Annotated in this window: 8 protein-coding genes and 2 pseudogenes (1 of these 10 only partly in view); 4 read left to right on the forward strand and 6 right to left on the reverse strand. The window is 71.0% G+C overall.

What is annotated here, in order from left to right; all coding sequences use genetic code 11:
• The 4 genes from FrCorBMG51_RS07575 to FrCorBMG51_RS07590 all read left to right on the forward strand — a co-directional run.
• A protein-coding gene (locus FrCorBMG51_RS07575) for an alpha-E domain-containing protein (RefSeq protein ID WP_047222393.1) crosses the window boundary here: on the forward strand, nucleotides 1-185 show its 3' end. It extends 793 nt beyond the left edge of the window; only the last 185 of its 978 coding nucleotides appear in the window; its start codon lies off the left edge, out of view; it ends in the stop codon at nucleotides 183-185.
• Nucleotides 182-373, forward strand: a complete 192-nt coding sequence (locus FrCorBMG51_RS07580; protein ID WP_047222394.1) for a hypothetical protein — start codon at nucleotides 182-184, stop codon at nucleotides 371-373. The genes FrCorBMG51_RS07575 and FrCorBMG51_RS07580 overlap by 4 nt, the downstream gene beginning before the upstream one ends.
• Nucleotides 370-1,215 (forward strand): transglutaminase family protein, encoded by an 846-nt coding sequence (locus FrCorBMG51_RS07585; protein ID WP_047222395.1) that lies wholly within the window; start codon nucleotides 370-372, stop codon nucleotides 1,213-1,215. Before FrCorBMG51_RS07580 ends, FrCorBMG51_RS07585 begins: the two co-directional genes overlap by 4 nt.
• Before the next feature lie 125 nt (nucleotides 1,216-1,340).
• Nucleotides 1,341-2,138 (forward strand): class I SAM-dependent methyltransferase, encoded by a 798-nt coding sequence (locus tag FrCorBMG51_RS07590; RefSeq protein ID WP_047222396.1) that lies wholly within the window; start codon nucleotides 1,341-1,343, stop codon nucleotides 2,136-2,138.
• A 518-nt stretch (nucleotides 2,139-2,656) separates the two neighbouring features.
• Here FrCorBMG51_RS07590 and FrCorBMG51_RS07595 read toward each other — a convergent pair.
• The 6 genes and pseudogenes from FrCorBMG51_RS07595 to FrCorBMG51_RS07620 form a co-directional block, all read right to left on the reverse strand.
• Nucleotides 2,657-3,496, reverse strand: a pseudogene (locus tag FrCorBMG51_RS07595) (sulfurtransferase); the annotation flags it as partial.
• Between the two features lie 125 nt (nucleotides 3,497-3,621).
• Entirely contained in the window at nucleotides 3,622-5,367 is a 1,746-nt protein-coding gene (locus tag FrCorBMG51_RS07600; protein WP_086055309.1) for a dipeptide ABC transporter ATP-binding protein, read from the reverse strand.
• Nucleotides 5,364-6,179 (reverse strand): ABC transporter permease, encoded by an 816-nt coding sequence (locus FrCorBMG51_RS30805; protein ID WP_338052705.1) that lies wholly within the window; start codon nucleotides 6,177-6,179, stop codon nucleotides 5,364-5,366. The genes FrCorBMG51_RS07600 and FrCorBMG51_RS30805 overlap by 4 nt, the downstream gene beginning before the upstream one ends.
• Nucleotides 6,180-6,415: 236 nt before the next feature.
• Entirely contained in the window at nucleotides 6,416-7,366 is a 951-nt protein-coding gene (locus FrCorBMG51_RS30810; protein WP_047222397.1) for an ABC transporter permease, read from the reverse strand.
• Between the two features lie 66 nt (nucleotides 7,367-7,432).
• A pseudogene (locus tag FrCorBMG51_RS07615) lies at nucleotides 7,433-9,163 on the reverse strand (ABC transporter substrate-binding protein).
• A gap of 220 nt (nucleotides 9,164-9,383) precedes the next feature.
• A complete protein-coding gene (locus tag FrCorBMG51_RS07620) occupies nucleotides 9,384-10,649 on the reverse strand; it encodes an acyl-CoA dehydrogenase family protein (protein WP_086055310.1) in 1,266 nt (421 codons plus the stop codon).
• Nucleotides 10,650-10,751 lie beyond the last annotated feature (102 nt).

The following is a 10,751-nucleotide window of genomic DNA, read 5'->3' on the forward strand; positions in this document are numbered from 1 at the left end:
CCCGCCGCATCGTCGGGCGGGCCCGCACCGAACTTGAGTTCCGCAGCGTGGACGAGCTGGTCGACGACATGCCCGACCTGCTGGTGTCGCTGCAGCGCACCTGCTCCACGGTCAGCGAGGCGGTCACGCACCGCTACTTCGCCCGCAACGCCCCCCGCTCCTGGACAACCGAGGTACTGGTATGACGGCGGACGCGACGGTGTGCGGCATGACGCCGGGCACGAGGGCAGGTAGGCGGGCGGCGACACATGACGGCGGGTGTGCCGGCGTGACGGCGGGCGAAAGCCGCACCAGCGTGGCGGCGGGCGAAAGCGACAACGGCGTGGCGGCGGGCCAGGGCGGGGCCGGCGGGCAGGCGGGGGTGCGGCGGTGAGCTGGCAGATCCGGATCGAGCACTCCACCGGCTACCGGTACGCGGCCCCGGTGATCTCCTCGTACAACGAGACCCGGATCATCCCGCAGACCGCCGCCGGCCAGCTCACCCTGGAGGCCACCGTGCGCACCGAGCCGACGGCGGCCACCTACCGTTACTGGGACTACTGGGGCACGCAGGTCACCGCGTTCGACCTCCACACCCCGCACACCGAGCTCGTCGTCACCGGCCGCTCGGTGGTGCGCACCGCCCCCGCCCGGCCGGGACCGAGCGACGGACCGAACTGGCAGGCCCTCGCCGACGGGTCGATCACGGACCGCTTCGTCGAGTTCATCCGTCCGAGCCGCTTCACCACGGACCATCCGGAACTTGCCGAGACAGCCCGTGAACTCGCCGCGCGCCACACCCCGGCCGAGTTCGTCCCGGCCGTCGGCGAATGGGTTCGGCAACGCCTGACCTACCGGCCCGGCACGACCGGCGTGCACACGTCCGCGGTGGACGCCTGGCAGCAGGGCGAAGGCGTCTGCCAGGACTTCGCCCACCTGGCTCTGGTGCTGTTGCGGGCCGTTGGCCTACCGGCCCGGTACGTCTCCGGCTACCTGCACCCGTCCACGGACGCCACGATCGGCGAGACCGTCGTCGGCCAGAGCCACGCCTGGGTGGAGGGCTGGCTCGGCGACTGGTGGGGCTTCGACCCGACCAACGGTGTCCCCGCCGGGCAACAACACGTGGTCGTGGCCCGCGGCCGGGACTACAACGACGTCCCGCCCCTCCTCGGCGTCTACTCCGGCGGCGCATCGACGTCACTCGGAGTCACAGTCGCCGTCACCCGTATGAGCTAGGATCACCGAACCACGAGACTGAGGGAAAAACGGCTGCTATCACGACCATTTAATCCCTCAATCTCAATATCCTGATGTAATCAGGACGTGTGGCCATCTGACCGACGCTTCGGGAGAGCCCGCTGATGCCTGTCCACGTCGCGGGGGCCGTGGGGGATTTCGACTACGAGGCGCACGGCGACGGTTACGTTCGTCAGCGCCGTACCGATCCGCGTATCGCGGTCCTGATCCACGCCGCGCTCGGTGATGCCCGGACCGTGCTCAACGTGGGCGCTGGCGCAGGCTCCTACGAACCGGCCGACCGCCACGTCGTGGCGGTCGAGCCGTCCGCGACGATGCGCTCCCAACGGCCGCGCCACCTTGCTCCCGCGATCGACGCGACCGCCGCGGAACTGCCGTTCGACGACGACAGCGTCGACGCGGCCATGGCCACCGTGACGGTCCATCAGTGGTCCGACCCCGACCGCGGGCTGCGGGAAATGCGCCGGGTCAGCCGCGGACCGGTCGTCATACTCACCTTCGACGGCGATGCCCTCGACCAGTTCTGGCTGGCCGACTACATTCCGCAGCTCATCGTGGCCGACCGGCCACGCTACCCGCCCATCGAGCGCATCCGTGCCGTCCTCGGCGGCACGAGTACGGTGACCTCCGTCCCGGTGCCGATCGACTGCGTGGACGGGTTCACCGAGGCGTACTACGCCCGCCCGGAGGCGTTCCTCGACCCGGCCGTGCGCCGCTCCCAGTCCGTGTGGGGCTTCGTCGACACCGACATCGCCGAGCGCGCGGTCGCCCGACTGCGCCACGACCTCGAATCAGGCGCCTGGGACCGTCGCTACGGCGCGTTACGCAACCAGCCCGAGTTCCACGGCTCCCTGCGACTCGTCACCGCTCTCCCGGCCGGCCACAGCACACAGGTCGCCTGAACCCGCCAGCCGGCTGGTCGACTGACCGACTGGTGTCATGTCAGCCAACGCCCGCCCGTCCGCCGCGCCCAAGCGGCTCCGGCGACGTTGTCGGAAGCCACCCGGACACACTGGACGACCAAGACCAGTTCCAGATGGCACGACACCAGTCGCAAATCTTCCATTTTAGAAAAAATCGCCCCTGCGGATGAACGTCATCCACAGGGGCGGTCGAGACGCCCTCAGAGTAGACCAGCGGAGCACCGGGCGTCGGGACGGTCAGGCGCTGCCAGCACCAACAACTACCCCCACATCGCCACGAACACCCCGACAACAAACGCCGGGCCTGGAGAGATCATGACAACGAGGAGCAACGGGAGAAGGAAGCGCGGGGAAAGAGACGCGGGTCTGCGCCGGCCTCGACATCCCCCAAAACCGAAGCGATCATGATAGCGAGGGAACAAGTGGCTGCTACGGCAGCCACTTGCNNCTGCTACGGCAGCCACTTGCGTACTCGTTCTGGGGAAGGGGCGTGGGGATCAGCCGGGGCCGGTGGCGACGGGGCGGGTGGGGTCGGAGGACCAGGCTGACCAGGAGCCGGGGAAGAGGGCGGCGTCGATCCCGGCCGCGGCGAGTGCGGCGATCTGGTGGGCCGCCGTCACCCCGGATCCGCAGTAGACGCCAACCGACCGCGTGTCACCGGCACCGAGTGCGCTGAAGCGGGCGCGCAGCAGCTCCCCGGACAGGAAGTGCCCGCCGCCGTCCAGGTTCTCCCCGGTCGGCGCGCTGACCGCGCCGGGGATGTGCCCGGCGCGCGGGTCGACCGGCTCCACCTCGCCGCGGTAACGCTCCGGCGCACGGGCGTCGAGCAGGACACCCGTGCCGGCCAGGCGGGCGGCGCCGTCGGCGTCGAGCACCGGCAGGTGCCCGGCGGTGAGCACGACATCCCCGGACGCCGGGACGGTCTCGCCGCTCTCGAGCGGGAAGCCGGCCTCCCGCCAGGCGGTCAGGGCGCCGTCGAGGATGCGCACGTCGGCCACGCCCGCCCAGCGCAGCAGCCACCACGCCCGAGCCGCCGACTGCCCGCCGTTGTCGTCGTAGGCCACCACCGGCCGCCCGGCGGTCAGCCCCCAGGCCCGGGCCGAGTGTTGCAGCGCGGCGATGTCGGGCAGCGGGTGCCGGCCGGCGGTCCCGCCCGGCGTGGCGGCGAGCTCGGTGTCGAGGTCGACGTAGACCGCGCCCGGCAGATGCCCGTCCCGGTAGTGCTCGCGGCCATGCGGATCGCCGAGAGCCCAGCGGACGTCGAGCAGCAGCGGTGGCGTGACCGACGACAGTTCGTCGTGCAACCTCTTGGCGTCGACGAGCACCGCCGACCGGCCGGATCGGCCCGGGCCGGCCGCCGCCCCGGAGCTCTTGTTCGTCGTCACAGCGGATTCGTTGGCCATCACAGGACTTTCACCTTCCGTCACAGTTGATTCGCAGCCTTCGCTGATCCCGGCTGGGCCTACTCCGATCCTGCCGGAGTCCCGGCCTCTCCTGGCGGAGTCCCGGCCGGTCGGGCGGCCGCGGCCAGCGCGGCGGCGAACCGTTGCCCGGGGATGGCGCCGAGCAGCTCACGGGTGTGCTCCTGCTCGGGCGCGGCGAACACGGCCGCGGTCGAGCCGCTCTCGACGACCCGGCCACGGCGCAGCACCGCGACCTCGTGCGAGATCTGGGCGACGACCGCCAGATCATGGGAGATGAAGAAGTAGCTGACCCCGAGCTCCTGCTGCAGCCCGGTGAGCAGCCCCAGGATCTGATCCTGCACCGAGACGTCGAGCGCGGAGACGGGCTCGTCGAGGAAGACCAGCTCGGGCCCGAGTGCGAGCGCCCGGGCGATCGCCACCCGCTGGCGCTGCCCGCCCGAGAGCTCCCTCGGCCTGCGCTCGCGAAAATCCGCCGGCAGAGCGACCTGGTCGAGCAGCTCACGGACCCGGGCGGCCCGGCTGGCCCGGTCGCCGATCCGGAAGGAGACCAGGGGTTCGGCGATGCTCTCCTCGACGCTGAACCGTGGGTCCAGCGAGGAGTACGGGTTCTGGTGCACGAGCTGGAACCGCCGTCGCAGCGGCCGCAGCTCCGACCAGCCGGCGGAGGTGATGTCCTTCCCGTCCAGCAGCACCCGTCCGCTGGTGGGCTTGTCCAGGCCCATGGCGATACGCAGCGCGGTGGTCTTGCCCGAGCCGGACTCGCCGACCAGGCCCAGGGTCTGCCCGGCCCGCACCGAGAGCGTGACGTCCTCCAGCGCCCGGAGGACCCGGTTGCCGCCAGACGTCCGAGGCAGGCGGAAATCTCTGGTGACGGCCTCCAGCCGCAGGATCTCCGCTGCCGGGGCGATCCCGGTGAAGCGGGGGACTACCTGCCCGGAGTGCGACAGCGCAGGGGCCACCTCGATGAGGTGCCGGGTGTACGGGTCGCGGGGGGCGAGCAGGACCGACTCCGGGTCGCCGCGCTCGACCACCCGCCCGTGCTGCATGACGACCACCCGGTCGGCCCGGTCGGCGGCAATCCCGAGATCGTGGGTGATGATCAGCAGGGAGGTGCCCGTCTCGGCGACGAGACGCCCGAGATGGTCGAGGATCGTGCGCTGCACGGTGACGTCCAGCGCGCTCGTCGGCTCGTCGGCGACGATGAGGCGGGGATGCCCGGCCAGCGCGATGGCGATGAGCACCCGCTGCCGCATGCCACCGGAGAGCTCGTGCGGATACTGCCGGGCGCGCAGCACCGGCTCGTCCAGCCCGGCCCGTTCCAGGGCCTCGATCACCTCGGCGGACACCAGCCGCCTGTCCACACCGCGCCGGCGGACGGCCTCGGCCACCTGGCCGCCGACGCGCATCGTCGGGTTGAGGCCGACCATCGGATCCTGCGGGACGAGCCCGACGACGTTGCCACGGATCGCCCGCAGGGTGCGTTCACGGGCCGTGGTGATGTCGGTGCCGGCCACCCGGATCGAACCCGCGACGATCTGCCCGTTGGCGGGCAGCAGCCCCAGGATGGCGTTGGCGGTGGTGCTCTTGCCCGAGCCGGACTCGCCGACCACGGCCACGGTCTCGCCGGGCACGATCGTAAGGTCCAGGCCGTCGACCGCGAGGGCCGTCCGCCCCCGACTGCGGTAGCCGACCGACAGCCCGGACAGTTCCACGATGTTCGCGCCGGCTCCCTCGGCTCCTTCGCTCACGCCGTCCCCGGTTCGCCGCGTCGCTCCCTCGTTCACGACCGCACCTCCTCCAGGGTTCGGGCGACGTGGTTGAGGCTGAACACGACCAGGCCGACGAACAGGCCCGGCAGCAGCGACAGCCATGGGCTGGTGACCAGGTAGTTACGGCCGCTGGAGATCAGCGTCCCCCACTCGGCGGCGGGCGGCGGGGCCCCGAAGCCCAGGAAGCTCAGCGAGGAGATGCTCAGCACGGCGGTGCCGAAGTCGAGGATGGCCAGCACCATCACCGGGCCCCACGAGTTCGGCAGGACGTGCCGCCACATCACCCTGATCCATGAGGCGCCGCCGGTACGGGCGGCCTCGACGTACGCCTGCCCCTTGACCCGGAACACCTCCGCCCGGGTCGTCCGCGCGAACCCCGGCATGATGCCCACCGAGACGGCGATCGCCATCGGCAGCATCCCGAAGCCCAGCGCGGTGACGATCGCCAGCGCCAGCAGGAGCAGCGGCAGGGCGAGCGCGACGTCGACCGTGCGCATGAGCAGGCTGTCGATCCACCCGCCCAGGAACCCGGCGACGACCCCGAGCGCCAGCCCGGCCACGATCGCGATCAGAACGGCTCCCCCGGTGGTCCTGATCGTGAGGGTCGAGCCGTGGAGGACCCGGGAGAACAGGTCCCGGCCCAGTTCGTCGGTGCCGAAGAGATGGTCCAGGCCTGGTCCGCGCAGCTTCTCCGCCGGTGTGGTCGCTGTCGGGTCGTACGAGGTGAACACCCCGGGGAACAGGCCCGAGACCACGACGAACGCGATGAACGCGGCGGCGAGGACGAACCCCGGCCGGCGCAGGAACGGCCGCACCACCTCGAACACCGCGGACCGCCGGAGGTGTCCGCCCGCCGGATGTCGCTCACCGGTGTGGCCGCCGCCGGTATCCGTTCGGATGGGCCCGCTCCCGGCGACGGGCGCGGCACCGCCCGCGGCCGACGCCGGGCCCGCGGCGGGAGCCNGCGGCGGGAGCCGGAACCGGGGCCGGCGGGACACCCGGAGCGGCCTGCTCCGAGCCTTTGACCAGGATGTTCTCGGACATGATTCCTGCCTCAGTGACCCTAAGTGACCCGGGCCGTGTGGGCGACACGAGGGTCGAGGAACGAATAGAGCAGGTCGACGACCAGATTGACAGCGACGAAGATCGCCGCCGCGATGACGATGACGGCCTGGACGACGGGCACGTCCTGGCCGAGGACGGCCTGCTGGGCCAGTTGGCCGATCCCGTTGCGGGAGAAGACGGTCTCGACGACGACCGCGTTGGTCACCGTGTAGCCGACGAGCACGCCCAGCAGGGTGAGCGCGGGCAGGGCCGCGTTGCGGAACGCGTGCCGCAACTGAATGGCCCAGCGGGACAGCCCCTTGGCCCTGGCGGTGACGATGTACGGCTCCTGCCAGGTGTCGCCGAGGCTGCGGATGAGCACCTGGGCGAGCATCGCCGACCCGGGAAGCGCCAGGGTGACCCCGGGCAGCACCACGCTGCGCCATCCCTCGGTGCCCCTGGCCGGGAACCAGCCGAGGGAGAAGGCGAACACCTGGATGAGCAGCAGCCCGACGAAGAACGTCGGTAGTGAGATGCCCACCGCGGGCAGCCGGCTGAGCAGCACCCGGGCCGGCCGCCACTGGACGTAGGAGGCCAGATAGGCCAGCCCGACGCCGAACACCAGGAAGAGCCCGACGGAGACCAGGGTCAGCACGATGGTCGAGGGCAGCCGGTCGGAGACGAGGCTGCCGACGGAGACGTTCTGGGTGAGCGACATGCCGAAGTTGAGGTGCAGGGCGTCCCACAGCCGGCCGAAGTACTGCGTGAGTACGGGCTCGTCGAGCCCATACCGCGCCTCCATGGAGTGCAGCTGGTCCGGGGTGAGCTGGCTGACGTCGACCCCGCCGGCTGCGAGCTGCAGAGTGATCGGGTCGCTCGGCAGCACGTGCAGGATGACGAAGGTGACCGTGTAGGCCGCCCAGAGCACCAGCAGTGCCTGGGCGAACCTACCGGCGAGATATCTGAGCATCACGACCGTCTCGGCGTTCTCAGCATTCTCGGTGTTCTCGGTGTTCTCGGCATCATGACCGCCAGGTCACTTCGACAGCCAGATGTCGTTGGCGCGCAGGAAGCTCTCGGAGGTCCAGGCGAACCCGTGGACCTTGTTCGACAGCCCGACCACCTGCACCCGGTCGTAGGTCGGGAAGACGACCCCGTGGTCGATCAGGTAGTCCTGCAGATCCTTGTACGCCGCGGCCCGCTGGGCGGGGTCGATCGTGTTCAGCCCGCGGGCGAACAGCTTGCTGACCTCGGCGGCTGTGGCGTCGTCCTGGGAGTACACGGTGGCGTAGTTCTTCGTGACGGCCCGGTCGAGGGTCGACCCGAGCACGCTCGGGTCACCCCGGGTCAGGTAGCTGCCCGCGAGGTCGAACTCGCCGGCGGTGGTCAGCTGGGTGAGCTGCGCGCTGGTGACGACCTTGAGCTGCAGGTCGATGCCGCTCTTCTTGAGCTGGTCCTGGAGCAGCTGCTCGCCGGGGGTCGAGGCGGTGATGAGGTAGGTCAGCGTCAGCTTCCGGCCGTCCTTGTAGCGGTAGCCGTCCGGGCCCTTGGCCCAGCCGGCGCTGTCCAGCAGCGCGGCCGCCCCGGCCGGGTCGTGGGCGAGCTTGGCGGACAGGTCCGCCGCGTACGGCGTCGTCGAGTCGTACGGCCCCTTCACCACCGGGTAGCTGTCCCAGTACACGGTGGACGCGTAGCTTTTCAGGTCGATCGCCTTGTACAGCGCCTGGCGCACCTTCAGGTCGGCCAGCGGGCCGCCCCTGTTGACGTTGGGCACGATCTGCGCGCTGATGCCGGGCAGGGAGCGTGTCTCGATGACGCCGTTCGCGGCCTTGATGACCTCCTGGTCGGCGGAGGTGATCGGCAGCCGCGGCCAGGCGACGTCGATGGTGCCGGTGGTCAGGCTGCCCACCCGGACGCTGTCCTCGGCGATGTAGCTGACGTCGATGCCGTCGAGGTACGCGTCACCCTTGTTCTTCACCAGCGCGCTCGGCCACGCGTAGCCCGCGCGCCGGCTGAGCCTGGCCGCCTTGGCTGCGGTGTAGCTGTCGAGCACGAACTGCCCCGAGCCGATGACCTTGCCCGCGCAGCGGGCCTCGGCGGTCTCCTTTTAGGTGGCCGGCGAGAGGATCGCCAGGGTGGTGGTGGACGTCGCCTGCAGGAACGCCGCGTTGGGCACCTTGAAGTTCACCTTCACCGTCTGCGGGTCGACGACGGTCGACGACTCGTAGCCGGCGAGGTAGGTCACGCCCAGGGTCGATTTGGCGCCGAGGTCGCGCACCCCGTCGAGGGCCGTCTTCACCGCGGACGCGTCGAGCGCCGTGCCGTCGCTGAAGGTGACGCCCTTGCGCAGGGTGAAGGTGTACTCGCGGGCGTCGGGGCTGGCCGTCCAGCTCGTGGCGAGCCACGGGACGATCTCACCGGTCCTGGGGTCCTGATCGGTCAGCGAGTCGGCGAAGTTGCGGTCGATGCTGCGGCTTTCGATCCAGTACACCTGGTTGGGGTCGATGCAGCCCTGGAAGTCCGCCCAGAAGGCGATCTTCAACCGGCCGCCCGGCACGGGCTGCGCGTTGTCGGCGTTCGTGCCGCTCCCGCCGTCCCCGCCCCCGCAGGCGGCCAGGAAGGCGACGGTGAGGAGGGAGGTGGTCGCCGCCCGCCAGCGCGGGCGGCGTCGGCCCGCGCTGTTTCCGTCGGCACTGTTTCCGTCGGCGCTGCCGCTGATATTTCTGTCGGTGTCCTCGCCACTTCGGCGACGCCACGATACGGCCATCAGGATATGACTCCCAGAGTTGTCTTCCGTGAACAGGTCAGGTGGATTCCGGAATTCCGGAACCGGTCGAACAGGGAACGGTTTCGTGGTGGCGGCCGCACGCCACGGGTTGTGAGTGCATGTGTGGGTGCGGCCGGGTGCGGTCCGGGCTGCTGCCGGGTGCTCTGAGGGCACCTGCGGACGGGGCCTCGGTCGAGCTGACGTGGCCCTGGATGTGGCTCTAACAGCGCGCGGCGGTGAGCGTCTGGCGCCCGGCGAGCAGCAGGGCGGAGTCCTCCTGCGGCGGATGGACGCGGGCACAGTAGACGTCGCGCAGGTGCCGCTCGAGAGGGTTGTGCCTGGTCAGGCCCGGGTTGCCGATCGCCGCCACCGCGGTCTGCACGGCTGTGACAACGGCGCGCACGACCAACGGCTTGGCGACGAGGAAGCGCTGCGACGCGCTGGGGTCACCCTCGTCGAAACGACGGACCACCCCGTAGACGATCTCCTCGGCCTGGACCAGCTGCGCCTCGATCTCGCCGGCGATGGTCTGGATCCGTTCGGTCGTGGCGATGGGACGTCCCAGCGAGGTGGGTATGCGCTCGTTGGCGAAACGCAGGAAGAACTCCTGCGCGGCCCGGGCCACCCCGATGTACAGCGCGGGCACGCCGATCCCGACAGCACCCAGGCCCGGGTCGGCGCGCTGCTCGGAGAGGGGCACGCCGCGGAAGTTCTCGAAAGGGATCTCCACGTCGGTGTAGATGACGTCGTGCGTGCTGCTCGCCCGCAGCCCGAGGTGGTCCCAGGTGCGCACGATCTCGATACCGGGGGTGTCGGCGGGGACGACGGCGTGCGCCAGCAGCGGGTCGGGGTCCTCGGTGGCCGCCCACACCAGGTGGTAGGCAAGGCCTTCCGAGCTTGTCGCGAAGCCCTTGTGCCCGTTGAGCAGCCAGCCGGCGGCGGTCCGCCGGATCTTCGTGGCCGGCAGCCCGCCGCGGGCGGGCGCTCCCCACTCCGGCTCGGCGCGGATGGCGTTCAGCAGCACCGGCCGCCGGCGGGAGTCGTCGACCACGGTGCGGTAGAGATCCTCCGGCCACCACGGGTCGATGTCCTCCAGCACGTGCTGGAGGATCGTCATCGCTGTGATCAGGGCGACCGACGGGTCGCCCCGGCCCAGCCACTGCAGGACCCGGACGCTGTCGGTGGCGCTGAGGCCCTGGCCGCCGTAGCGGGGTGCGATCCCCAGCCGCAGCAGGCCCGCGTCGTGCACGGCCTGGACGCCTTTCCAGGGGAACTCCGCGGAACGGTCGTACTCCTCGGCGGTGAGCGCGAGTCGCGCGCTCGTTTGGGCGAGCGCGTCGTCGGAGACGTCCACGACCGGCAGCGCGGCCACCGGACGGCCGGCGGCGGCAGGATCGATATCGGGACGATCGGCGGCGGCAGAACCGGCAGCGGAAAGGTCGGGACGGTCGGCCGGGCCGGTCTGGGACCGCGATGACACGCTCACGACGCCACCTGCTGCCCCAGCCGGCCGGCCCGCGCGGCCGACGCTTCCCGCACCTGTGCTCCCCGATCGCCGTGCGGGCCACCGTCGGAGGCGGCCGCCGGC

Origin of the sequence: Protofrankia coriariae, assembly GCF_001017755.1 — a bacterium.
Taxonomy (GTDB): domain Bacteria; phylum Actinomycetota; class Actinomycetes; order Frankiales; family Frankiaceae; genus Protofrankia; species Protofrankia coriariae.

Coding starts and splice junctions, on each gene's coding strand:
- FrCorBMG51_RS07580 (WP_047222394.1), top strand. CDS start 182: ATGACGGCGGACGCGACGGTGTGCGGCATGACGCCGGGCACGAGGGCA.
- FrCorBMG51_RS07590 (WP_047222396.1), top strand. CDS start 1,341: ATGCCTGTCCACGTCGCGGGGGCCGTGGGGGATTTCGACTACGAGGCG.
- FrCorBMG51_RS30810 (WP_047222397.1), bottom strand. CDS start 7,366: ATGCTCAGATATCTCGCCGGTAGGTTCGCCCAGGCACTGCTGGTGCTC.